Raw genomic sequence first — 25,177 nt, forward strand, 5'->3', positions numbered from 1 at the left:
TTAGGTAAGTTGCAGTAATCGGAAAAGTGAGATAACAAAAAATGGGGGTGATAAAAACCCCCTAGATTTTGCATTTATACAAGAACATGAAGAACAACTGGAGCAAAAACTATTGTTTCGGTGCCGACTTCACAATGAACATCCAAGTGATATAGGACACTATCCCTATTGTGCTAAAGATAACGATCATTGAAAGTAAGCCTATGGGGTTACCAAACATTAGATCTAACCAAAATGCCATGACTGAAATCCTCTTTCCTGTGAAGTCCTCTCTAAATTAGCGATATTCGATAGCCAAAATACTGATCTCGATCAATAAAAAATCGACATAGGAATACAAAGCGATAACTCTTAGTTAACTCTGTGATCTTGGTCAAGTTTAAGGCTATGCTTAACAGTGATGAGTTCAAATAATTTGGCTTTGTTTCATCTTCTGTTAGCGTCTAGGATTAACCTACTCAATGAGTTCGTTATTTATTTAGTTAACGCGCATTCCATCTATTCGCCCTTGTTTAATATGAATGCGGCAATATCAGTTTTTTAAAGGAGTAAAAAATGGATTCTAATAAAAGTCGCAAGGATTCAATGGGATATAATTCTATCTTTGCGCCACTGCTGTTGCTGATTTATCCACTCTATTGTTTAGTTGCCACAGGGCACTTTGTCGCCATCCTGTGTTTAAGCGCGCTCGCCGGCATTTTAATTTTTAACATCAATAAATTAATTCGCAATTTAAGGCAGCTTGAGCGCGCCGCCCATCATTTAGGCGAAGGGGATTTAAGTTATCAATTAGAAGAGAAAGATGCGGGCATCTTCATTAAGGTTGTGCATAGCATTAATCGCATGGGCGAGGATGTTAGCCGCACCATTTTATCTTTGTCTGATACCTGCGAAGGCATGAAAAAAGTCGCCTCAGATATTAAGGTCATCAGTGAGCAGGCCAAACAAGGTGTGTTAGAGCAAGAGCATCAAACTGAACTGGCCGCCAGTGCGATGACGCAAATGGTTTCAAGCGTGCAAGCTGTGTCGCAAAATGCAGTCAGTGCGGCGAAAGCTGCCGATATTGCCCAAAGTTCTGCTAAGCATGGCGACCAAATCATGAATGGCATAGTCACTAAAATTGGCGCTATGTCAGAGCAGATCCATAGCACTCGAACCGTGATTGAGCACTTGGCCGCCGACAGCAACAATATCAGTAGCATTATCGAAACTATTTCGCAGGTGGCTGAGCAAACCAACTTGCTCGCCTTAAACGCTGCCATTGAAAGTGCGAGAGCTGGCGAGCATGGTCGCGGCTTTGCCGTTGTCGCCGATGAAGTGCGTAATCTCGCTAAGCGGACATCTGAAGCCACGGTTGAAATCCAACAACAAATCGCCGCCTTACAAAAAGGTGCACAACATGGTGTTGAAGTCATGTTGAAAAACGTGGCTATTGCCGACGAAACAGCTGATATGGTTGATCAAGCCCACAGTGCACTCGGGCAGATTGTCGCTCAGGTGGAGACTATTACCGATATGTCCCATCAAATTGCCACGGCATCGGGGCAACAACACACTGTTGCTGAAGAGATTAATAAAAATATTACTGTGATGGCAGAACTCGCGCTGAGTAATGCATCTCACACCAACAACACTAACTTATCGAGCTTGAAAGTGTATAACATGTCGCAGGAAATCGGCTCCTTGCTGCACCGATTCCATGTGAATGCGGCTTTCTTTAATTCGACTCAGGCACAAAATAAACTGTTTGTGAAATGGGGACCTGAATTAGACATAGGGATGCCAGAGATCAATCGTCAACATCAGCGCTTAGTCTCATTGATCAATGAATTACACCGTACATTAAATGAAGACTATGGGCTCGAAGCCATCAAACGTATCGTGCAAGGGCTGGTGGATTACACCGCCAACCACTTTGCCTATGAAGAAGAACTCTTTGCCCGCTTTGGCTACCCACAAACTGACAGTCACAAGGAAAAACACGGCAAGTTAGTCGGGCAAGTACTTGATTTTCAAAAGCGGGTTGTAAAAGGAGAAGATGTTGCCGACGAATTAATGACTTTCTTGAAGGCTTGGTTGGTTAATCATATTCAAAAAAGTGATAAAGAATATACCGCCTTTTTGTTATCCCATGGCGCAGAATAACCCCAAGAGCATGATTTTTGAGCGGTTAAATGCAATTTGTATTAAAGTCGCGGCAAAAGACTTGCCATTGTCATGGGCAAAGGTATAATTCCCAGCACTTAGAGACAGCCAGTTGTTTGATTGCTTCTAAGTGCATATTTGATATGCCAGTGTGGTGAAATCGGTAGACACAGGGGATTCAAAATCCCCCGCCCTTAAAAGCGTGCCAGTTCGAGTCTGGCCACTGGTACCAAATCCTTCTAATGAAGGAACTAAACCGACCTAGCGTCGGTTTTTTTGTGCCTGAAATTTGGTTTTTGCTCGGTGCTTTAGGGTGAGCTAGTGGGATTCGGCGATATCCATTTGCGTCATAGTCACGCCTTTGATTTGTGCATAAATCGCTTTTCCATGAGTGAGTTGCAGTTCATCGCAGGCCCAAGGGGTGATGTTGGCCCAAAGTTCATTGCGGCCTAGGGCGATTTTTAATTGGATTTGCTCGCCGTTATCGCTGGGGTATAACTCTTTAATTTTTCCCTTTAGTAGGTTGCGGATACTTGAGCCTTTGGGAACCTCAGTGCAAACCGAGACATGGTTTGCCTGAATACGCACTTTGAGTTTATTTGTCGTTTCAGCCAGATAGCCGCTTACCCACAAATAGTTTCCATCATCCATCACGAGTCGCGTCATGGGGTAGTCGGGATGTCTGTCGGCAACCTTTGCACTGAGGAGTGAGCTGAGCTCCTGCAATGGCACCCAAGGGCGCATTTGCTCGCTATTCCACACTTCACTTAAGACGCCTTGGGCGATCAATTTTCCCTGATGCAGCACCAGCATATAATCCGCCAGTTGTAAGATCTCATCTAGGCTGTGGCTCACATACACTATCGGCAGTTTTAGTTCCTGCGATAAGGTTTGCAGGTAGGGCAACAACTCGCGTTTACGGGGTAAATCGAGTGACGCTAACGGCTCATCCATCAACAGCATATCGGGCGATGTCAGCAGGGCACGGCCAATGGCAACCCGTTGTTTTTCACCGCCCGATAGCGTACCGGGATAGCGATTGAGGAGTTTATCAATCCCTAGTAGTTGCACAATTCTATCGAATAGCACGGGATTGGTTTTACGTACTCCATAGTTGAGATTGCCCTTCACGCTATAGTGCGGGAACAGTCGTGCTTCTTGAAATACATAGCCAATTTGGCGCTTCTCTGGTGGAAGGTTCACTTTGCCTTGTTGATAAAGCAGTTTGTCACCGAGGCGGATTTCACCGCAATCTGGGGTTGAAAGCCCACCGAGTAGGTTCACGAGCGAGGTTTTACCCGCACCCGAACGGCCAAAAACGGCTGTCACGCCTTGCAATGGCAATTGGGTATCGACTTTCAGTTGCAGTTGTCCGAGTCGTTTTTCAATATTGATTGTTAACATACGCTTGCCGTCCTCTGCAGGGCTTTTTTACTCAGCCATTGGGAGGCGAGTAAAGACGCGAGCGCGATAACGATCGAGATAATGCATAAACGCATGGCCTGATATTCGGCTCCCGGAGTTTCAATAAAAGAGTACATGGCGAGCGGAATCGTACGGGTTTCACCGGGAATATTAGAAACGAAGGTAATGGTCGAGCCAAATTCCCCTAGGCTGCGGGCAAAGGCGATAATCATCCCCGACACTATCCCAGGAGAGGTGAGCGGCAGTGTGATGGTGAGAAATACTCGCCATCGACTGCTACCTAAAGTGCGTGCGGCCTGCTCGAGTCGAATATCAACAGTTTCAAAGGATTGGCGTATGGCTCTGACCATCAGCGGGAATGACACTATCGCCGCCGCGAGAGCCGCACCGCGCCAACTAAAGCTAAAACTGATGCCAAACCAATTAAATAACCACTGGCCGATAAAACCTTGGCGGCCCATGCTGATCAGCAGAAGGTAACCCACTACCACGGGCGGTAACACCAGTGGTAGATGGAGCACACTGTCAAATATAGCCTTGCCAGGAAACTCGACCCTTGCCAGTAACCAAGCGCACAAAATACCCAAGGGTAAACTGGCGATAACGGCAACGGATGACACCTTTAAGCTGAGCAGCAGTGCGGCAATTTCATAGTCGCTTAAAAGAGAGCCACTTAGCATAGAGTCGCTTAAAAATGAGCCGCTTAACAAAGAACCACTCAGCACCCTAATTCACTCCAAAGCCATATTTCTCAAACACATTTGTCGCGCTTGGGCCTTGCAGATACTCATTGAACGCTTTGGCGCTTGTGGTCGATTCTTGTTTGACTAAGGCGATAGGGTATTCAATTGGGCTGTAACTCGTTTCTGGGAAGGTGCCAACGATTTTGATCTTTTGGGCGACTTTCGCATCGGTTGAATACACTATGCCTAGCGGCGCTTCACCCTGTTCAACTAAGGCGAGTGCGGCGCGGACATTGTTAGCGCGGGCGAGTAATGGCTCAGCGACTTGCCACAGCTTAAGGTTTTCGAGGGCTTGCTTGGCATATTGTCCAGCGGGCACATGATCAGGGTCGCCAACAGCCATACGGCCGCCTTTTAATGCGGTTTTAATATCCCAATCGCCATTGAGCACCACCTCTGTGATGGGACTATTTTTCTCGGCAATCAAGACTAAGGTATTTTTTAACAAGATTTTTCGGCTGTTAACATCGACCGCTTTAGCATCGACCAGATAATCCATCCACTTTTGATTCGCCGAGACAAACAGATCGGCGGGCGCACCATTGGCCACTTGTTTTGCCAGTGTTGAAGAAGAGGCGAAGGAGAAGACCACCTTAGTATGGTGTTCTTTTTCATATTGCTCGCCGATTTCGTTAAGGGCATTGGTGAGTGATGCCGCAGCAAAAACAGTCACTTGCTCATTGTCTGCCGCAAAAACTGGGCTAGATGTCAGTACCATTGTGAATAATGAAGCCGTGGTAAAACGCAGTAATTGCTTAAGGTGAATGGATTTCATTGTATTCCTCCGTGATAAAAAGTGATCGTTATATATCAATCTATATATCGATCATTCAAGCCCTAAGCAATCAATTAGTGATCTGTGTGCGGTTTCTTGCTGATTAATGGTATTGATCCGCTGAAATATCTCGGCAATCTTATTGGTATCCTCAAGACGATGAAGGACAATAGGACTCAAGTCAGACTTGGGTGCGGGATAAACGATGGATTTACATGCATTACTTACGCTTTCCCTCGGGGATAAGCCCTTCGCCAATCCTAGGCGGATAAGCCTGCTTGAGCAGGTCGCCAACACAGGCTCGATCAGCCAAGGCGCCAAGCTTGCGGGGATCAGTTATAAAGCAGCGTGGGACGCGATCAATGAGATGAACACCGCCATGCCCGAACCCGTAGTGTGTAGCGAAAAGGGCGGAAAAGGCGGTGGCGGCGCGAAACTCACCGAATTTGGCGAGCGTTTGCTCAAGGTGTATTCCATCACCTCCCAAGTACAAGCAATGGCCTTGGCCGCCTTGCTTGATGAGTCCGTCGACATGCACAGTTTATTGGATGTGATGGCGCATTTCTCACTCAATACTAGCGCCCGTAATCAGTTAACGGGTCGTATCAATGGCATTGATTCATTTGGATTAAATGACAACATCAGCGTGACCTTAGCGGGCGGGCAACAGATTCAGATTTCAGTGACCCATTCGAGCCGCGAGCGCTTACAGTTAGCCTTGGATAAATCTGTGTTGTTACTGTTTAAAGCCCCTGCGGTACGGGCGACGACACATGCCGGTGAACTGGATGGGCAAAATTGCCTCAGCGGCCGTTTGCTGAGTGTGACTGAGCTTGGCGATAAGGCCGAATTAGCCATAGATATTAATGGTAAAGACATCATCTATTCAGTGATGCCACTCACCCAAATGCAAGCGTTGGCTGTCGGCGAGCCATGTTTTGCCTGTTTTGATGCCACGCAGGTGATCCTCGCCAGCATGAATTAGTTGAATTGAATGATTAATTCGATTAATCATTGGGTTATTCACTGAGAGTGGCCAGTACTTGGCGTTATTGTTGTCGAATAGGATCGTTCGTTTTTGTATTTAAATCGACATCAAAGTCATAAGGCTTCACCCCACGACCTTGATCTTTCTTGAAAAAGAATTAAATGAAGTTTGTATATCTAGATTCGTTTGAATGGCAGAGCTACCGCAAGTGGCACAATCATAGAACGTCGAACCCCTACAATTTACCGCCTAACGATTTGGTATCGCACTAAATCGGCATTGCTACCTAATGCTCAGCCGTGCTTCCGTTGCAAATTTTTACACAGATATTTGCAAATCTTTACCTGTTAACGACACTTCCTTCGTCTACTGTCTTTGGCTAACTCTATATACTGTTGGAACAATTTCAGTTCCTTAGCAAGATGCATGCTTGCTGTCTTTAGCATTGATGGACACGACAATACCGATGAAAAAATCCTCAAAGCGTAAATTGCTGCTCGCGTTAAGCGGCTTAATCCTCCTAGGTGGCGGGGCTTATTTTATGTGGCATAAGCCTGAAACGGCACCTACCTATGTGACTGAAGCGGTGCGCCGTGGCGATATCGAAAACTCAGTGTTGGCCAATGGCATGTTGCAGGCCTCTAAACTGGTGAGTGTGGGCGCGCAGGTATCGGGGCAAATTTTAAGTTTGCCGCTGGCACTAGGTGATGAAGTAAAGAAAGGCGATTTGATTGCTCAAATTGACAGTCTAGCGCAGCAGAATAATTTGAAGAATGCCCTCGCATCACTTAAAAGTATCAATGCTCAGTTCCGTGCTAAACAGGCGCAGATCCGCCAAGCTAAATTGGAATTTAGCCGCCAGCAGCAAATGCTTGCCGATAAGGCCAGTTCCCGTGCCGATTATGAAGTGGCCGATGCTAATCTAACGGTTTATCAAGCCGAGCTTGAGCAATTAGAAGCGCAAAAACAACAGGCTGAGATTAACGTCGACAGTGCCAGAATCGATTTAGGTTATACCAAAATTACCGCACCTATGGATGGCACTGTGGTGTATTCCGCGGTGGAAGTGGGGCAAACCGTTAACGCTAATCAAACGACGCCGACAATCGTGGAAATGGCGCAGCTGGATACAATGACAGTTAAAGCGCAGATTTCCGAAGCCGATGTCGTCAATGTTCATCCGGGTCAAGCTGTGTATTTCACGGTTCTTGGAAAACCGAATCATCCCTACCGTGGCATTTTGAGGGCGATTGAGCCTGGGCCGATTTCGATGGATGGCGACGATAGCAATATGAGCTCTAGCGACTCAGACGCCATTTATTACCATGGTCTGTTTGATGTAGAAAACCCTGACCGCACCTTGCGTATCGGCATGACGGCGCAGGTGTCTATAGTGTTAGCTAAGGCCGATGATGCGCTGTTGGTGCCTGCGCAGATATTGCGTATAAAGCCGAGGGAGAAATCCGCGGCGCCAGAGGCTAAGTCTGGCGAGCGCAAAGCCCGCAGTGGCCCGCAATATCAAGTGCCTGTGTTAGTCGATAACCAAGTGCAATATGTGGATGTCACTGTGGGGATTAACAACAAAATCAATGCCGAAATCATCGCAGGTTTGAAGGAAGGCGATCAGGTCGTGCTTGGTATGCCGTCTTCCGATGATGGCAGCAGCAAGTTCCGTCGTCCACCTAGCGTGAGGTTTTAACAGTGACAACGGCATTACTTGAAATTTCAGGCTGTTATCGCACTTTTCAGGCGGGTGAGCAGCAACTCACAGTCTTGAAAAATGTGAACCTGTCGATTGGCCGTGGCGAGATGGTGGCGATAGTAGGCGCTTCTGGCTCGGGTAAATCGACCCTAATGAACATTCTTGGTTGTTTAGATAAACCGTCAAAGGGCGCGTATTTTATCAATGGCCAAGATACCTCGACTATGGACGTTGATGAGTTAGCTCAGCTGCGCCGCGAGCACTTTGGCTTTATCTTTCAGCGTTATCATTTACTGGGCGATTTGACCGCCATAGGCAACGTCGAAGTGCCCGCCGTGTATGCGGGTAAAGAACGCTCGGTGCGTAAAGACAGAGCCGAGCATTTGTTGACGCGTTTAGGCCTTGGCGACAGGCTCGACCATAAACCCAATCAGCTCAGTGGTGGTCAACAGCAGCGGGTCAGTGTGGCGCGCGCCTTGATGAATGGCGGCGATGTGATCCTTGCCGATGAGCCGACCGGTGCGCTGGATAGTCACAGCGGCGAAGAAATGATGCAGTTGTTGCAGGAGCTTCACAGCGACGGTCACACCATCATTATCGTGACCCATGATATGCATGTGGCCCAATATGCCGATCGCATTATCGAAATTAAAGACGGCGTGATCATCAGCGATGAGCGCAGTCTGGATAAACAAACGGCTAAGCCGCAAACTTCGACGTCGCAAAGCTCAACGTTACAAAATATGGCGCCACAAAAGCCTAGCGGCACTGTGGTCGCCAAAACAGTGGCAGCAAAAGACAGCTCGCGTGCGCGGGTGGCTTCGTGGGACAGATATGTCGAAGCGCTTAAAATGGCGCTGGTGGCGATGTCGACCCACAGGTTACGTACCTTCTTGACTATGCTCGGGATTATTATCGGTATTGCCTCTGTAGTTTCTGTAGTGGCCTTAGGTGAAGGCTCGCAGCAGGCCATTCTTAAAAGTATCAGTTCGATGGGGACTAACACGATTGATATTCGCCCTGGTTCAGGTTTTGGCGATAGACGCTCGGCGCGGGTGCGTACCTTAACGGCGACCGATGCCAATGCCCTTAAAAATCTGCCCTATGTCGATAGCGTGACCCCTAGTATTGGCTCTAGCGCGACGGTACGTTTTGGTAATAAAGCGGTATCGGCATCGGTGAATGGGGTGGGGCCTGAGTTCTTTCGCGTGAGAGGTTATGAGTTATCGCAGGGGCAGTTTTGGGATGATGCCAGCGTTGCAACACTCGCCCAAGATGCGGTGATTGATGACAACACCCGTAAGGAGCTTTTCCCTAACAGCGCTGCCGACAATAACTCGGCGATAGGGCAAGTGATTTTCCTCGGCGATTTACCCGTACGTATCATAGGTGTGACGCAGCCTAAAGAAAGTGCTTTTGGTAACAGCGATGCGCTTAATGTGTGGGTGCCTTACACCACAGTTTCTGGCCGTATGGTGGGTAAAAATTATTTGGATGGTATTACCGTTCGACTCGATGAAACTGTGCCGAGTAACGCGGCGGAGCAGGGTATTATCACGCTGCTTAAAATGCGCCACGGCACGCAAGATTTCTTCACCATCAATACCGATACCATTAGGCAGAACATCGAAAAAACCACAGCAACCATGACCTTACTTATCTCGGCGATCGCGGTGATTTCCCTTGTCGTTGGCGGAATTGGGGTGATGAACATTATGTTAGTGTCTGTGACTGAGCGAACCCGTGAGATCGGTGTGCGTATGGCAGTAGGTGCGCGCCAGAGTGATATTTTACGCCAGTTCCTTATCGAAGCCATTTTAGTGTGTTTGTGTGGTGGCACCTTAGGCATCGCCTTGTCCTACTTAATTGGCGTGGTGTTTGCTCAAACGGGGGGCAGTTTCCAAATGATTTATTCCACCACCTCCATCGTTGCCGCCTTTGCCTGTTCGACCTTAATTGGTGTGCTATTTGGTTTCTTACCCGCCCGCAATGCGGCGCAGTTAGATCCCGTTGACGCATTAGCCAGAGAGTAATAACACCATGAATACTAAACTTTTTAATCAGCCATTTTTGCTTCGTAGCAGTACTATTGCTGTTTGCACGGCTTTGGGAATCGCTTTGCTAAGTGGCTGCGGCAGTTTGATGCGCTCAGACTTTGAACCGCCTGCATTGGCAATTCCAGAACAGTGGCAACACACCACAGTGAACGAGCAAGTAAAAGTCGACCCGTGGTGGCAGCAGTTTCATCAGCCGCAGCTTGATAAGCTGGTTAGCCAAGTATTGAGCACTAACAATGACTTAACCCTGGCGACCTTAACGCTGCGTAAAGCACGCTTGCAGGCAGGGCTAACGCGGGACGATCTGTATCCGCAATTATCGGCCAATCTTGGTGCTTCCCGTAATCAGCCACTTGAGGGCGGCGATGCGACTAAGAGCTATCAAGCGAAATTGTCCGTGAGTTATGAGGTGGATTTGTGGGACAAAGTGTCGGCCAATATCGACCAAGCCCAATGGGCTGCGCTGGCGAGCGCCGAAGATAGGGAAAGTACTACCCAAAGCCTAGTGGCGACCACCGCATCCTTGTATTGGCAGATAGGTTATTTAAATCAACGGATTGATTTAAGCCAAAAGAGTATCGAGTACAGTCAGCAAACGCTGGCATTAACCCAAAGGCAGTATGATTCTGGCGCCGTGACGCAAGTGAATGTGCTCGAAGCGCAGCGCAGTATGGCGGGACAAGAGGCGGCGCATAGCCAGCTTATTCAACAATTAACTGTGGCTAAAAATGCCCTCGCGATATTACTCAATCAGGCACCAGCGGCTGATCCGGCGCAGAGTTTAGCCTCAGGGGAGACTTGGGTTGAGATTAAGCAACTCCCCGATGTGGCAGTGCCGGACGTTAGCGTGGGTGTACCCGCAGATTTGTTAGTCAGACGCCCAGATGTGAAGGCTTCCTTGTATCAACTGCGCTCCGCCTTGGCGAGTAAAGATGCCACCTATGCGAGTTATTTCCCCAGCCTGAGTTTAACCGGCGGTGTTGGAGAGTCGACCTCAGAGTTAAAAGAGCTGTTACGCAATCCCGTTGGCAGTTTAGGCGCAGGGCTAGTCTTGCCCTTTTTGCAGTGGAATCAAATGCAAATCAATAATGATATAGCCGATATCGATTATCAAACCGCAGTGGTGAATTATCGCAAGTCGCTTTATTCCGCCTTTGAAGATGTCGATAACGCGATTTCGGCTAAGCAGCAATATCGCTATCAAGGGGAGAAATTGGCGCAGCAATTCATTGCCGCGGCGGCCGTTGAAGCCATTTATGAGAGCCAGTACCGCAATGGCGCTATCGGTATTCAGAATTGGATTGATGCCCAAGAGAATCGTCGCAGCGCCGAGGTGGCTTTGCTCGAGAATCGTTACAACCAACTCACCGCCCAAGCGACGCTTTATCAAGCCCTTGGCGGCAGCGATATCGCCCCGCCTTTGGCAAAGGAATAACGCACGGTTGTAAAAGTATTACAGCACTATAGAAAAACAAAAACCGCTATTAATAGCGGTTTTTTCGTTTTTATATAACTCAGGCAAGCGCAAGCCTCTGAGTTGCTAGTGCCTTTGCGCTGTGTTTAGCCGTTAAGCCACATTAGCTGCGGAGTATTTGCAACGGCAGGCTGAGCATATCATCGCCCGTTCCAGCTAAGTGCCAGATGATGCCGACTAAGGCGCCAACCGTGAGCAAATACCAAATAACCGAGAAGATTTGCCCGTATCTGTCTAATGGCAGCAGATGGCTTTGATGGCGAGTACGCCACTCGAAAATGATTTCTAGGCTGCCAATTAACAATAAGAAGCCCAATAGCGCTAAGCCTAAGGTGTAGCTGATATACACTCCGAAAGCGGCACCGGCGGCGCAGGCGACCAAGCCCATGATGCTGTTCATTGAAAAACTAATGCTCTTTAAAATATGCCCGCCATCGAGTGGCAAAATAGGCAATAAATTAAATAGGTTAAGTAGCGCATTAAAGGCGGCAAGGCCTGCAAAAAACACATTGCCCGTGGCGTGGTAAGCAATCAAGGATGCGATGGACATCAGGAGTCCAAAGGTTGGCCCCATGATAGAAATCACCACATCTTGCCAACGCGTATTAATTTTCTCATCGGAGAGGGCAAGTCCGCCCATAAAGGGAATAAGGTAAATTCCTTTGGTTTTCATCCCAAAATATTTCATCGCGCGGATATGGCCGTATTCGTGGAATACCAAGCAGGCGATAAGCGCAAGGGCAAATTGGAAGGAGAATAGCCAAGAATAAGCGGCAACGCTGGCGCCCGCTAACACTACTTTTATGACTTTGGCGCTCTTTAATAGTTTAAAACCAAGGGAGGCAAGTCCTACCATGCTCAGTTTTTGCTGCTTAACAATGGGCGTTTCTGGAGTTTGGCGTTCGATATCTTTTTCGGTGCGTCGGCCTTGGTCGATGATTTTGTCATCCAGCAGCAAGCAGTAATCAAGGCGGAAAGGCTGCCAAACGAGATCGGTTTCGAGGCGAACTTGGATTTTATTTTCTGTCATGGCGATGGCTTGCTCGCCACTTTCGGTCGCCAATGGGCTGCTGTGGTGGGTGAGCTCAAAGACATGAACCTTGAGGCCGCCATTGTCGACGGAAGCTTCTTTTTGTGAGACTAAGGTATTGTCCCAGAAGAGTTGTTGCCAGCCCGCGAGTGAGCCTTCTAAGCGCAGTTGTTTGCCTAAGCAGTCAATCTTAAGTAGTTCCAATTTCGGTTCCATCTGTTTGTATATTTAGTGCCAACTTAAACGTCATCCCTTGAGTCGACGCTGAAAACGGTCATTTTGGAGTGCATTTTAGCTGCGCTTTGTCGGTTGACTCGGCGCTACTACACAGCGGCAAATTATGCCTGTGAATTCACTATGAGGATATTAGCTTTTAAGGTCATAGTGTTTTTTATTGAGTAACTGAGTTATTGCTAGCCATTTATGATGATATTTCAGCTGCTTGCCGTTTATTCATCGAGGGTGCGTACAATTTCAATCCCTTGGGAAATCGTTGTGAAAGCCAACTTAGCGACGCAACATTGTCCCAGTGCTTGGGCATGATTTTGAACCCACTTGATAAATTCATTGAGCGATAAATCTTGTTTTTGGCGTACTAATCGCGGTAGTTCACCGACGGGATCTTCATGGATTTTTTGCGGACAGGCACTGATAAGATAGCGCCTGCCTTTGGAGTCCAGTAATTGGTCAGTATCGATAAAATGATGCTGATAGAGACAGGCCAATTCGAGCCAATCCCTTTGGTGTTCTAGGTAAAGTAATTCGTCATTTTGGGTCAATTTTACAATGGCAGGCCATTCAATATTCGACATCTTAACGCTAGTCATTTCAGATCCTTAGGAAGTTTAAAATGGGCTCTGAGACAGTCTCTGAGAACAATCATTGGCAGTAGGCAAGGATTAGAATTATACAAGAAGATACTTGGCATGCTGCGTGAGTTTATCTAATAGCAGTATGCCACGCTGAGGGAAGATTGATAGAGGCCAGAACGCGTTCGCAGAGTCTGGCAGAATGAGTAAGGAGTAGTGAATGCGTCATTACTCCTCGCGAGTATTAAGTCGTCGGTACAGCTTTGGCCTTGGCGTTATAGTCAAAGTTAATTTCTTGATTAACATTGGCAATGCAGCAAGTGCCGTGTTCACGGGCAGTGCGATGATTCGCTGGACCTATATGTAACTCAACATTGAGGAATACGTGCTTAAGCACTTCGATGCGGTATTTCTCGTAATAGCCTTCGACTTCTTGTTTTAAGGTATCGAACTCGAGTTCTTCACGGGTGCGCTCATCCAGAATGCGATTCTTCTGGTCGAGCATCATCTTGATTTGCTCGATCATCACAGCGTCGCCTTGCCATTCTGACTTTGGGGGTAATTTATTGAGGCGAGCCTCAATATCTAAACTGGCGACAACCATAGCTTTAACGCTTTCATCGAGTAGCTTGAGAGCTTGCTTAAGTTCCCCATGTTCCATCGCGCAATAAACGTCGGTTTTGGTTCCCGCCGTTGCCCCTATGACAACCGCCGTGATGCCTTTCTCTGCACGTGCGACACCGCCCACCAGATCGCCACGACGACCACTCGGATCGCTGACCGTTAAACTGCCAGCTGTTTTGGTATGGCTGTGCAGCAACTGTTTAGTGACTAAGATATTGCCCTTGGCCACTAAGTCGGAATATTGCACAAACTGGGCGCTGATCTGGCCTTGAGAATGGATATTGGTAGAGTATTCATTAGCTTTGATTTGTCTGCCTATGATGCCTTTACTGACTGTGACATCACCTTCCGCCTCTAGGGTCGCGGAGTCCACAAAGCCCATTACGGTTATATCACCCGAACTTTTAACTAGCATGCCCTCGTGGACATCGCCGGTGATTAAAATACTGCCCTTAAAGCTGATATGGCCTGTGCTGATATCGACATCTTTAAGCTGCAAAATATCATCGACATTCATGCCTGTACGGGTTTCGACGGGTTGGCCTGGCACAGTGGCGATGAGTTTATTGGGATCCTGCGGATGCAAAGCTGTGCCGGTACCCGCTTGGAGTACGGCATCTTTACCCGGTTTTTGTTTAAGTACTTCGCCCTTGATGTTGTAACCTGGTGTACCTTCGGTGGCGGGGTGTTTAACCATCAAGAGATCATTGGCTTTGACGACGATAAGTGAGCCGAGATTACGCATATCGACACTGCCATCTTCCCGCTCTTGTGGTTGAAGTAAGCGTTCACGCGCGAGGAACACTTTGCGTTCTAATACCGCATTGAGTCCATTGACCGGCGCTTTACCTTGGGCTATGTCACTTTGGCAAACTTCACCCGGCTTCAGCGTGCTAAGTTGTTTGAGTAGGGTTTGAATTTTGAGCTTGCTTAACCCCATGCAGACGTTGTTCTTTTTGAGATGGGTGAGGATCTCTGGCAAATCTATCTGTTTACCGCCCCATGCTGCGGTCAGTTTGAGGCTGGCTTGCATTTTATCTGGGCTAATTTCGATTGCTATGGTGCCATCGCGGCGTTCAGCTAAAGTGGCGAATAGCTCAAACTTCCCCTCATCTTGGCTGCACAGAGCGTTAATTTTAGCGACGGTTTTAGTAATAGCTGGCTCTAAAGGAAACAGGGAACCGAATTCAGGTAAAGACAGCAGGCGCATTATGTCTTCATGGGTGACTGGGCCATGGACATTAGGGATCAGGCGCAATTCAGCTTTGGTCTTATCGCTGTTTAGCTCTATGAGTTCAGGGTCCAGCATAGGGGCATTCCTAGTAATTGCGTTTTATTATTGTTTAAGAAGCTGATTTGAGTATAACAGTAGAAACTTAGGGTAAAGAAGCCTTTTTGGCTGCAAAAACAGCAAATGTTGGCATTTTGTTGTTAATGGTCTACTGGGCGATTTATAGTTGGTTTTTTATAAGAAATTGAATGAGATAAACAGTGTTATCTCTGGTTTATTCCTACTAATCGCAGTGTAAGTCGCAACTTAATGCTAACTTTCGCTTTAGCGATTATTTTGGTGTTTTAAATCAAATTCCTATGCTAGGAACGGCAATTTGAGGTAAATGGAAGTGTGTTTACGGGAATCGCTGACATGCGGCAGATCACAATATTGAGTTTTGTAACACGAGGAAAGATAAGCTTTATCTGAAAAATGGGATAGTGACACGAGTGAGTATGAGGCGTAGTCAATAACGCGCCTATAACCAAAGCATAAGCGCGTTATCTGTAGAGTTTTACTTGTGTTGGAAGTAATACAGCTTGTACTTGTTGTTATCGGCAACCACTTTTAATTGGCCAAATTCGGCGGCAATGATATCGGAATAGGGCAAGTGGCGGTTGGCGACAATTTGCCAAATACCGTTATGTTGTAATTGCTTGGCACTATCAGTGACAAAGTTCTGCGCTATGCTGGTGGTGCTTGCAAGGCCATCGTGGAACGGTGGATTAGAGATAATGCCGTTAAATTTCCCCGTGGTTTGCGCCAGTCCATCGGAAGGATAGACTTCGGCCGTCATGCCATTGGCGGCTAAGGTGAGTTCGCAGGAAGCCAAGGCCATCGCATTAATATCGACACACTCTAAGGATAAGCTCGGCTGTGCCTTGAGTAGGGCAGCGGTAATCACGCCGGCGCCGCAACCAAAATCGAGCACTCGGCCCGAGAGTGTCGGCAGGTGCGACAGTAATAATTCAGTGCCCAGATCTAAGCGTTTTTCGCTAAATACCCCGACTAAATTGCAGATACTGATTTCGCCCTGTGGGGTCGCGAGTTGATACTGACTGACCCAATCGCTGAGCTTCATCGCTGGCGCGCTGCCCTCTAAATGGCTGCCAAATAACAGGCAGTGGCGAGCGTTATCGAGCTTCATCCCAGTCGCAAAATACTCTGGCAACAGCTTCACTAAAGACTTAATCCCGCCTTTGTTTTCCCCAACGACTAACAGTTGGCCGTTAGGCACAAGATGATTGGCGGCGAGGTTAAACAGATAAGGCGCTAAGGGTTTGGCCTTGGGGAAATAAACAATAACCGTATCGTATTTTTCTCGCTCAACTGGGTCTTGGTTTGGCAGTTCATGGCCGAAATAGCAACGCAGCTTTGAGTTGGCGTGCGGCGCTAAGTGCAAGTAATGGTGGTAATCCAAGGCGAGTGCATCGACCGATGCCGCGACATCGAGCAGGGCTTTTGGCAGAAGATCGGCTTCATGATTGAGCACTAACACTTTATGTTGGCTTAGGCTGTCTTGATTACGAATAATGACTTGCGATGGATTGGTTAACACAGTTACAGGCACCTATAAACTTAAGTGTGGGCATTATACCCGTTATTCACGCCTGAGCCAGTTTGCATCGAATCCCTGCGCTAAGACCTGATAAAATCCCTAATAAAAAAACCAATAAAAAAGGCAACTGCATTATGCGGTTGCCTTCTATTCGTTGAATCATTTAGACATTAGCTCTTAGGTTTCTTCGGTTTTTGCAGTAAGCTGAAAATCTTATTGGCGATATCGGTATTGTCTTGATGGCCGTTAAACAGCTCAGATGCCGGACCTGCGGCAAAGACTTGTACGTCTGTGCCTGTGTGACCGTCGGTTGTCCAACCTGTATCAGTACGTTTATCAATAAGATGGCGAATTGCCACCGCCATGGTTTCTAATCCCTGCATTCTGGCGACGTTTAATTTGGCGACTTCTTCTTCGCTAAGCTCAAAGCCTAAACCGCGGGCAAGATCGGCTTGCCATTGTTCGCCACTGATGGCGGCTAAGGCTAAAGTGTCTGTGCTAGCCGAGATATTACGCAGGATTTCAGGGTTCCAGTTGTAGTTACCATCGACGCCAATCGATAGGCCACCAGTATTGTGGTCGGCGGTGATCACCATCAGGGTATCAGGATGTTCACGCACAAATTGCTCAACCACTTCAATGGCATTGGAGAATTCATCCATCTCACCCATAGCAGTGGCGATGTCGTTATTGTGGCCCGCCCAGTCGATGAGACTCCCTTCGACTAATAGCACAAATCCTTGGTCATTCTGCGACAGCAAGCTGAGTGCTTTTTGGGTTAAGGTACTGAGTTTTTTCGCATCTTTTTCATCAATTGCCCAAGGCAATTGGACTTCAGCAAACAGGCCCAACACTTTAGGTTGGGTGATGCTGGCGAGATCCTCAAAGCGGCTAATGTGCTGATAACCTTTGGCTTTGAACTGCTCTAATAATGCAGGGGGAAAATATTTTTGACCGCCGCCTAAAAATACATCGGCGTTGGTTTCTAAATAGCTGAGTGCCAGAGCATCGTAGTTTTTACGGCTTTCGTTGTGGGCCAAAAAGGCGGCTGGCGTGGCGTGGTTGATTTGTGACGTTACCGCGACTCCTGTACTGAGGCCAAGGGATTTGGCTTTTTCGAGTATGGTCGGCAGTGGTTGTTTTTGGGTATCGACTGAAATCGCCCCATTATAGGATTTTACTCCTGTGGCCAGCGCTGTCGCGGCCGCGGCTGAGTCAGTCACATAACCACTGACGCTCGCGGGATAGGTGCTTGCCATGCCCACCAGTAAACGGTCGAATACGGTTTGTTCGACTTCTTCAGTGTCAGGATTATCTTTGTAGTAACGGTAGGCGCTGGTGTAAGACGGTCCCATACCATCACCTATCATGATGACGATATTTTTCGGTCGCGATGGCGCTTTTGTTGGACCCGTTTCATCAGCCCAAGCTGGCGTAGATAACAGCAAACTGATGCCGAGTAACAAGAGTGGCGCTTTGGTGAAACTCATATCACATCCCTAGAAGTGGTTCGGCGCTCGCGGTTGGCTCGCGCCTTACAATCAACAAACTCGTTGGTAAATTCTTATGCTGTGGCTTGAATGCGTGCTTCGATAGCATCCATTAACATGCCCGTGATGTCGACATCAAATGCCGCTTGGATCTCACGGATACAGGTTGGGCTGGTCACATTGATCTCAGTCAGCTTGTCACCAATCACGTCCAGCCCGACAAAAATCAGCCCGCGTTTTTTAAGCTCAGGGCCAATGGCGCGGGCAATCGCCCAATCGCTGTCAGATAAAGGTTGTGCCACACCGTTACCGCCAGCGGCTAAGTTGCCACGGGTTTCGCCTTTCATTGGGATACGTGCCAGCGCGTAAGGAACAGGCTCGCCATCGACCACTAAAATGCGTTTGTCGCCTTTGGTAATTTCAGGGATAAAGGCTTGCGCCATCGCATATTGTTGGCCATAGCTGGTCAAGGTCTCGATGATCACCCCAAGGTTAGGATCATCCTGCTTTACGCGGAAAATCGAGGTGCCGCCCATGCCATCTAAAGGCTTAAGAATGATATCGCCCTTAGCTTGGTGGAAAGCGCGGATACGCTTGGCATCGCGGGTCACGATCGTTTCTGGGGTGAATTCACTAAACCATGCGGTGAACAGCTTTTCGTTAGCGTCACGTAGACTTTGCGGCTTGTTGACGATTAATACGCCTTGCTCTTCGGCGCGCTCCAGCATGTAAGTGGCGTAGATAAACTCAGTATCGAATGGCGGGTCTTTACGCATTAAGATCACGTCGAGTTCGCTCATTGGCGTGTCTTGAGATTCGCCTAGCTCATACCATTTGCTCGCATCATTGATAACAGTTAACGGACGCATATTGGCCATCGCCACGCCGTTGACCATGGCAAGATCGGCCATTTCCATATAAAACAGCTGATAACCTCTGTCCTGCGCGGCCATTAACATGGCAAAACTAGAGTCTTTCTTAATGTTGATCTCACTGATGGGGTCCATCACTATGCCGAGTTTTATCATTAATCTGTTCCTTATTTGTCGCCGTTTGCAGGCAAAAAGCATTGATTGGATAATGGGGGCTGTTATGCCAGCGCAGCTTGCTGCTGCGGTTTAGCCTAAATCACCAAATCTGAGTTGCAGCGCCGTAATGGCCGTGAGCGAGGCGGTTTCAGTGCGAAGCACTCTGGGGCCAAGCAACACATCGGTAAATTGATAGGTTTCTGTCATGGCGATTTCTTCCGCCGACAAACCACCTTCTGGGCCAATTAACAGGCGCACGCGAGTGTGCGCTAAATCTAAACCATTGATACCGTGTGCGGCACGTGGGTGTAAATTGAGTTTCAGTGCCGAGGTTGGCTCACTGCACCAATCGTGTAAGTCCATCGCTGGGCGAACCACAGGTACTTGACTGCGGCCCGATTGTTCACAGGCGCTCACAACGATTTTCTGCCATTGCTGAATTTTTTTCTCTAGGCGTTCGCCATTAAGCTTTACACCGCAGCGATCGGAAAACAGCGGCGTAATGGTATTAACCCCCAGCTCGACCGATTTTTGAATGGTGAATTCCATTCTGTCGCCACGGGAAATCACTTGGCCTAAGTGCAAGTTGAGTGGCGACTCAGATGAATTGGCCTCACAGGAAAGCAGTTTTACTGTGACATGCTTTTTACCTGCATCGACAATTTCAGCAAGATAATCATGGCCATCGCCATTGAATAGGCTGATATGTTCGCCGTTACCCATGCGCAGCACTTTGCCGATATGGGCCGCGCCATCTTCGTCTAAGTTCAGCTGTTGATTGATGGCTAATGGCTGAGGTTGATAAATTCTTGGGACTCTCATTCGACCTTACTCGGCTAGTTGTTGACGCTGTGGTGGCGCTTTACAGGCATTTTGCACAAAGGGATTATGGTTGCCTTGAGTTTGCGCTATAGCGTTATCGCGTTTGCACTCAATAGTATCAACTGGATAGGTTTTATCCCATGCTTTGAACAATTTTAATTGTTGTGAAGCGATTTTAAGCCCATAGGTTTGCTGCATATATAAGTAAGTGCGGGCAATCTTACCGCGGGCGTTTACGGGCGGCTGCGCCTGACGATGCTTAAAATCGATGACCATAGCACATTGGCCATATTGCTCAGCTTTACCGTTCCATTGGCTAAAACGGAAGTTACTGCGATCGCCGTTCACTTCACCGATGGCGGGCACTAAGTTGTGCATATCCGCTTCCATCTTATTAAATTCGTTACTGTTATCGGCGCAGTTTTTACGCCCGCCCTTTTGCCAGCATTGGAGTTGATGGCCAAATTCCCAGGCGGGCACTATGTGTTCCCACTCGATACGATTTGCGCGGGTTTCCTGTTTTCGGACTTGATAACCGCAGCTGGCGAGATCGGGTTTCCAGGATTTGCCTTTGATTTGAATATCGCAGCCACAGTAAAAACTCACAGCGGGTAGAGTGCCTTGGCGACTTCCGGCGTAGAGTGCCTGCGACTTGGTTTTTGCTTGGCTGAAACTATTGGGGTGTGATACTGAGGCGCTTGCTGGCACAGTTAAGATTGCCGCCCAAGTGATCAGGCACAGCAAGAGACGCCGTGAATTAACGGTTAAAGACGTTTTGTTCAAAATTTATCCCAAAATAACAAATACTACGCGAGCCTTTGGCTCGTCTTTTATGGCGTGATGGTAAGGGAAATGCCGCTGCTTATGCAAATTGCGTCGTACTTTTTACTCACGCAATTCCCAAATGCTGAAATTCGAATTGTGGGGTGGGTGTGAGTATTGTGCGCGAAGAGTGCTTAGTTCGCCATTAAATGGGTCTTGCAGCGTTTACAGATATAACGGCTTTCGCCCCGCAACACTTTGTTATGGCGGCGAATACTCAACCGAATAGGTCCACAGGCGCAGCGATACTCAACGTCGCGACCTGCCACCGAAGTGGTATTGAAGCTGTGGGTGGTACTCGGGTTAACCTTAAATACCGTTAGCATCAAAGATTGCCATTCTTTACCGTGGGGCTTGGTTTTGCCAAAAAGCTGAAAACACAGTAAATGACAAATTTCGTGGGGCACGACCTCAGTCAAAAAAGCTTCGCTGTTTTCGCTTAGCAACACCGGATTGAATCGTAAGCGATTCTGCTGCAGATGAGCCGTACCCGCGCTCTTTCCCCTGAGACTAAATTGTGTGACTGGGCGTGGGAAAGCGCGCTTAAGCGATATCTCCGCTTCTTGATAACAAGCTTCAATTCGCTCTAGTACTTGTATTTGCAGTGATGAGAGTGGGCGTGATGAACCGGTGAAATTATGTGCCTGAGCCGTATCTTGTACTGGTGGACTCGTTATCGCCTGCGACTTATCTTGGCTTTGGCCTAAGGCTGCGTATGTCGATTTTGTCAGTGGGGCGAGTGCTTCACTGCTGCGACGACGTAAAGCATTGAGTAAGTCTGCAGGTTTCAACATAGGATTAGCGTTGGATCTCGTCGGTTAAAGGTAAATATTGAGTGCTTAACACTCATTTGGTTGTAAAAGCATCAGTTATAAAGCGTCAGTTTTGAAGCCAATCCTATGTATGGCGCTTGGCTTCTGCATTCGAACGCTTGTTCTTGCAATCTGCTCTAATACTCAGCCTTCCAAATCAGCGATTGAAATCAGCGCTTGAAATAAGAGTCAGGCCAAGCGTTCGCATCATAGCGAACGCTATCTGACAATGCCAGTTTCAGCCAGTGTGGCTTGGTTATAGACTCGCCGCTTGCATTACCATAGTGCGCACTTGTTCGACTATGGCTTGCTCAGTATCGGCGTCATAGCCTTTGACTCTTGGGGTATGAATGTGGCCGACTTTCGCACTGCTATTAAACTTTTGCTGCAACACTATGGCGCGATAGGATATTTCATTAGAAAGATAACCGCCGCCAGAGCCTTCGACTGACGTCTCGTTTTGCAGCTCATTCAATGATGTTGCACTAAACTCGCCGCGGGCAAGGGTAGTGACTGTGTGGTTATCGTTGACTTTCCATTGGCCATCTTTTACTTGCATGGCGGCAACCGGCAGCGAGAATTCGACAAACTCAGGGCCGATAAAATCTTTACCATTAAGCTTTGGGGCAAGCGGTGCGGTTTTAGTGCCGCCAGTGAGGACATTTTGGTTATCGGGCGCAGCAGCACTGCGATTTCGGGCAGGGAAGCGTTCAATATCAAAGTCAGTTCGGCCCATGCTGACGGTAAATACAAATTGGGTTTTAGGATCGCGGTATATCGGACTCAGTAGCGATTCGATAAGTCCTTGGTCAAAATCTTCAAAACGCACTGGCACCATAGCGGTTTCGATTTGCGCCGTTTTGCCATTTACATCAAAGCGGAAACCATCCAAGGCGAGGGCAACTAAGCCAGAAGGATTACTCTGGGTGATATCTTTGTCGAGAAAGAAAGGATCGAAACCCGTGAGGAATATTTTGATTTGAACATCATCAGCATATTGAATATCGCTAAATCCCCGTGAGGCCTTTTCAACCGCACTCATTAATATATCATTTTGCCAATCGGCCATTTTAAAGTTGGCGCTGGTGCTCTTAAGACTATTAAGCATGGCAAGGCGCGCCCAATATAAAGGTCGGTCGTCAACATGACCTGACTGCACATCGCGTACCGCTTGTTGCCATAATCTATGGCCTTGGCGCGCGGCTAATTGGGTGGCGTCAACTTCGTTTTTCTTTGAGCTTAGTTGAGCCAGACCATCGTCAAGTGCTTGATAGCGAGTCACGACTTCGCCCATGGTTTTTTCGGCTGTGGGTAGGCGGGAAACTTCAACATCACCCAATAGCTGCACAGCACTGGCCGTATTGATCAAGCTACTGGTGAGGATTAGCGTTAACACTGGCTTCAATACTGGCTTCAACATTTTTGATTTCCCTGTAGTGATTAGACCTTATTGATTGGAAATGATGTTCATCTCGTCCACTGGAAGGCTCTTATGCCAAAAAGTATGCACTACAAGCCAAGGGTAATAAAGTTATGCAGGCTGATCTTCGTCATCTTATGCCAATATCTTCTATCTCATCATCTTCTCTTTCAAAGGCGCTGAGCTGACATCAGTCCTTCTATGGCAGAATTTACTTGCCTCTTTTTTGCCACAATTTGTCAGCAGTTTGCTAGGGCATGCAAAAACGCTAAGTGATAGCCTTAATCACTTTTTTAGTTCATTGGATTTTTTGTTTCTACAAGGAGACTTTATGCGTTCGTTCGCCATATCGACTGTGTTGGTGATGTCCTCACTGTTAGCGTCGTCAATCATTGCCGCCCCGACTTTTGCCTCAACCGCGGTGAAGAAGGAGTGGCAAGAAACCCGCAGTTGGGATGCCATTTTTACTCAGCATCAAGTTGAACCGCAACAAGCTAAACTGCAAAAAACTAAGCTTCAACAAACCTCGGGCGTGGTAGCACTATGGAACGAAAACAAGCAACAGGGATATACCAACAATCTTAAACGTGCCAATCAAGGTTTTTTACCTGCATCGACCTTTAAAATCCCTAACAGTTTGATTGCGCTAGATCTCGGTGTGGTGAAGGATGAACATCAAGTGTTTAAGTGGGATGGTAAAAGCCGTGATATTGCCACTTGGAATCGTGACCACAACTTGATTACCGGGATGAAGTATTCGGTGGTGCCAGTCTATCAAGAGTTTGCCCGCCAAATTGGTGAGGCGCGAATGTCGAAGATGATCGCCTCTTTCGATTATGGCAATGAGACTATCTCGGGTAACTTAGATAGCTTTTGGCTTGATGGTGGTATTCGGATATCGGCCACTGAGCAAATCGATTTCCTGCGCCGACTTTATCACAACAAGGTACACGCTTCAGAGCGCAGTCAACGCATCGTTAAGCAGGCCATGCTCACCGAGGCGAATTCTGATTATATTATCCGCGCAAAAACCGGTTATGCGGTCAGAGCTGAGCCAAGCATTGGCTGGTGGGTTGGTTGGGTAGAACTCGATGATAATGTGTGGTTTTTTGCAATGAATATGGACATCCCAGATGCCGCAGGTTTGCCATTGCGCCAAGCCATTACTAAAGAAGTGTTAAAACTGGAACACGTAATTCCTTAGCCCATGAGGGATTGCAGACTTTCTTGGCTGCTAAAGCGTTTTACGAAGAAGTCTAAGAAGACGCTGATATTGGTGGCCAGTTGGCGTCGACTCGAATAAACCCCGTAAACCTTAAAGGGTTCAATTGGCCATTCCTGTAAAATCGGTACTAGCTGTCCATTGGCGAGTTCGGTCTTACAGGCCGAATTGGATAGCATGGCGATGCCAAAATCATCCATGGCTAATTGCTTCACCATGATAGGGCTGTTGACCCGTACTTTACGTTGGAAGTTCGCCATGGTTTTACGCGAACCTTTACCCAATGGCCAAATCGGCGCCGAGCGAGAAGTGCCCAATAAAATACCACTGTGCAGGCTGAGTTCTTTTGGCGTTGCGGGCGTGCCTTTGAGTTTTAAGTAACCAGGGCTTGCGACTAAAATCGGTTGGCGTTCAAACAGTAATCGTGCGACTAAGTCCGACGATTGAAGTGGGCCATATTTGATGGCTATGTCATATCCTTCGCCGACTAAACCAATATCGTTGTCGGTAAACTGGACATCCAATTCAACATTGGGATATAAACGCATAAATCCGCTACAGAGGTTAGCGATAAGTTCTTGGCTAAATGACACTGGGATCGCAATCCGTAATGATCCTGACACATCATCGTGAGTATTCTCGATAACAGCCTTGGCCGCTTCCACCTCATTGCGAATGGAATCACAGTGTTGGTAAAAGAGTGCCCCGACTTGGGTCAGACTCAAGTTACGGGTGTCGCGCTGTAGCAATCGCACGCCAAGTTGTTCTTCAAGCTGCGCGATTTTGCGACTTATGGTGGATTTTGGGTGGCCGGTTTCACGTGCAGCTTGGGAGAATCCCTTAGCTCTAACTACGGCTGCAAATAGCATCATACCGTTTAAATCTGGCATGTTTTTCCCACTGTCTCATATTTGGAACATAGCGTCTTATGCAGTTTAATGGCATTTGACGGGATAAC

Annotated in this window: 21 protein-coding genes and 1 tRNA gene; 7 read left to right on the forward strand and 15 right to left on the reverse strand. The window is 47.7% G+C overall.

The window, feature by feature from the left end:
• Positions 1–109: 109 nt before the first annotated feature.
• Positions 110–241: a DUF3149 domain-containing protein gene (locus AYJ58_RS06710; protein WP_006083014.1), complete on the reverse strand. Its 132-nt coding sequence runs from the start codon at positions 239–241 to the stop codon at positions 110–112.
• A gap of 314 nt (positions 242–555) precedes the next feature.
• On the opposite strand from AYJ58_RS06710, the gene AYJ58_RS06715 reads away from it, so the two are divergent.
• Both AYJ58_RS06715 and AYJ58_RS06720 read left to right on the forward strand, forming a co-directional pair.
• Complete coding sequence (locus AYJ58_RS06715) at positions 556–2,145, forward strand: bacteriohemerythrin (RefSeq protein ID WP_106649500.1); 1,590 nt, start codon at positions 556–558, stop codon at positions 2,143–2,145.
• Between the two features lie 145 nt (positions 2,146–2,290).
• A tRNA-Leu gene (locus tag AYJ58_RS06720) sits at positions 2,291–2,377 on the forward strand.
• Positions 2,378–2,463: 86 nt separating this feature from the next.
• Here the strand turns inward: AYJ58_RS06720 and modC are convergent.
• Genes modC through modA form a run of 3 tightly spaced genes read right to left on the reverse strand, consistent with a single transcriptional unit; the run spans position 2,464 to position 5,088 of the window.
• Positions 2,464–3,549, reverse strand: coding sequence for a molybdenum ABC transporter ATP-binding protein ModC (gene modC, locus AYJ58_RS06725; RefSeq protein WP_106649501.1), 1,086 nt, complete (start codon positions 3,547–3,549; stop codon positions 2,464–2,466).
• Entirely contained in the window at positions 3,543–4,250 is a 708-nt protein-coding gene (gene modB / locus AYJ58_RS06730; protein WP_198555613.1) for a molybdate ABC transporter permease subunit, read from the reverse strand. The genes modC and modB overlap by 7 nt, the downstream gene beginning before the upstream one ends.
• A 46-nt stretch (positions 4,251–4,296) precedes the next feature.
• A complete protein-coding gene (gene modA, locus AYJ58_RS06735) occupies positions 4,297–5,088 on the reverse strand; it encodes a molybdate ABC transporter substrate-binding protein (RefSeq protein ID WP_106649502.1) in 792 nt (263 codons plus the stop codon).
• A 205-nt stretch (positions 5,089–5,293) separates the two neighbouring features.
• Between modA and AYJ58_RS06740 the strand changes: the two genes are divergently transcribed.
• The 4 genes from AYJ58_RS06740 to AYJ58_RS06755 all read left to right on the forward strand — a co-directional run bounded on the left by AYJ58_RS06740 (position 5,294) and on the right by AYJ58_RS06755 (position 11,270).
• Positions 5,294–6,073: a TOBE domain-containing protein gene (locus AYJ58_RS06740; protein ID WP_106649503.1), complete on the forward strand. Its 780-nt coding sequence runs from the start codon at positions 5,294–5,296 to the stop codon at positions 6,071–6,073.
• A gap of 469 nt (positions 6,074–6,542) precedes the next feature.
• A complete protein-coding gene (locus tag AYJ58_RS06745) occupies positions 6,543–7,775 on the forward strand; it encodes an efflux RND transporter periplasmic adaptor subunit (RefSeq protein ID WP_106649504.1) in 1,233 nt (410 codons plus the stop codon).
• Between the two features lie 2 nt (positions 7,776–7,777).
• A complete protein-coding gene (locus tag AYJ58_RS06750; RefSeq protein ID WP_106649505.1) occupies positions 7,778–9,811 on the forward strand; it encodes a MacB family efflux pump subunit in 2,034 nt (677 codons plus the stop codon).
• 7 nt (positions 9,812–9,818) lie between these two features.
• Complete coding sequence (locus AYJ58_RS06755) at positions 9,819–11,270, forward strand: efflux transporter outer membrane subunit (protein ID WP_106649506.1); 1,452 nt, start codon at positions 9,819–9,821, stop codon at positions 11,268–11,270.
• A 142-nt stretch (positions 11,271–11,412) separates the two neighbouring features.
• On the opposite strand, the gene AYJ58_RS06760 is transcribed toward AYJ58_RS06755, so the two are convergent.
• From AYJ58_RS06760 to AYJ58_RS06810, 10 genes are all read right to left on the reverse strand, one after another.
• Complete coding sequence (locus AYJ58_RS06760) at positions 11,413–12,555, reverse strand: site-2 protease family protein (RefSeq protein WP_012586842.1); 1,143 nt, start codon at positions 12,553–12,555, stop codon at positions 11,413–11,415.
• Between the two features lie 233 nt (positions 12,556–12,788).
• Complete coding sequence (locus AYJ58_RS06770) at positions 12,789–13,166, reverse strand: DUF4144 domain-containing protein (RefSeq protein WP_106649507.1); 378 nt, start codon at positions 13,164–13,166, stop codon at positions 12,789–12,791.
• Between the two features lie 226 nt (positions 13,167–13,392).
• Positions 13,393–15,081 carry a DUF342 domain-containing protein gene (locus AYJ58_RS06775; RefSeq protein ID WP_106649508.1) on the reverse strand — a complete coding sequence of 563 codons (1,689 nt, stop codon included), beginning with the start codon at positions 15,079–15,081 and terminating at the stop codon, positions 13,393–13,395.
• A 478-nt stretch (positions 15,082–15,559) separates the two neighbouring features.
• A complete protein-coding gene (locus AYJ58_RS06780; protein ID WP_106649509.1) occupies positions 15,560–16,603 on the reverse strand; it encodes a methyltransferase in 1,044 nt (347 codons plus the stop codon).
• Between the two features lie 170 nt (positions 16,604–16,773).
• Entirely contained in the window at positions 16,774–18,093 is a 1,320-nt protein-coding gene (locus AYJ58_RS06785) for an alkaline phosphatase (protein ID WP_106649510.1), read from the reverse strand.
• Positions 18,094–18,167: 74 nt separating this feature from the next.
• Complete coding sequence (gshB, locus tag AYJ58_RS06790; RefSeq protein WP_106649511.1) at positions 18,168–19,121, reverse strand: glutathione synthase; 954 nt, start codon at positions 19,119–19,121, stop codon at positions 18,168–18,170.
• Positions 19,122–19,211: 90 nt separating this feature from the next.
• Positions 19,212–19,943 carry a 16S rRNA (uracil(1498)-N(3))-methyltransferase gene (gene rsmE / locus AYJ58_RS06795; RefSeq protein ID WP_106649512.1) on the reverse strand — a complete coding sequence of 244 codons (732 nt, stop codon included), beginning with the start codon at positions 19,941–19,943 and terminating at the stop codon, positions 19,212–19,214.
• Between the two features lie 6 nt (positions 19,944–19,949).
• Positions 19,950–20,726, reverse strand: a complete 777-nt coding sequence (gene endA / locus AYJ58_RS06800; RefSeq protein ID WP_443019231.1) for an endonuclease EndA — start codon at positions 20,724–20,726, stop codon at positions 19,950–19,952.
• Positions 20,727–20,899: 173 nt separating this feature from the next.
• A complete protein-coding gene (locus AYJ58_RS06805) occupies positions 20,900–21,559 on the reverse strand; it encodes a SprT family zinc-dependent metalloprotease (RefSeq protein ID WP_106649514.1) in 660 nt (219 codons plus the stop codon).
• 274 nt (positions 21,560–21,833) lie between these two features.
• On the reverse strand, positions 21,834–22,997 hold the full coding sequence (locus AYJ58_RS06810; protein ID WP_106649515.1) for a hypothetical protein: 1,164 nt from the start codon (positions 22,995–22,997) through the stop codon (positions 21,834–21,836).
• 331 nt (positions 22,998–23,328) lie between these two features.
• Between AYJ58_RS06810 and AYJ58_RS06815 the strand changes: the two genes are divergently transcribed.
• The gene (locus AYJ58_RS06815) at positions 23,329–24,201 is read left to right on the forward strand and encodes an OXA-548 family class D beta-lactamase OXA-552 (protein ID WP_087587943.1); all 873 of its coding nucleotides are present in this window, start codon (positions 23,329–23,331) and stop codon (positions 24,199–24,201) included.
• On the opposite strand, the gene AYJ58_RS06820 is transcribed toward AYJ58_RS06815, so the two are convergent.
• Positions 24,198–25,109, reverse strand: coding sequence for a LysR family transcriptional regulator (locus AYJ58_RS06820; protein ID WP_006082994.1), 912 nt, complete (start codon positions 25,107–25,109; stop codon positions 24,198–24,200). The genes AYJ58_RS06815 and AYJ58_RS06820 overlap by 4 nt on opposite strands.
• Between the last annotated feature and the right edge of the window lie 68 nt (positions 25,110–25,177).

It is taken from the genome of Shewanella sp. Pdp11 (assembly GCF_002838165.1).
In the GTDB taxonomy this organism is placed as follows: domain Bacteria; phylum Pseudomonadota; class Gammaproteobacteria; order Enterobacterales; family Shewanellaceae; genus Shewanella; species Shewanella hafniensis.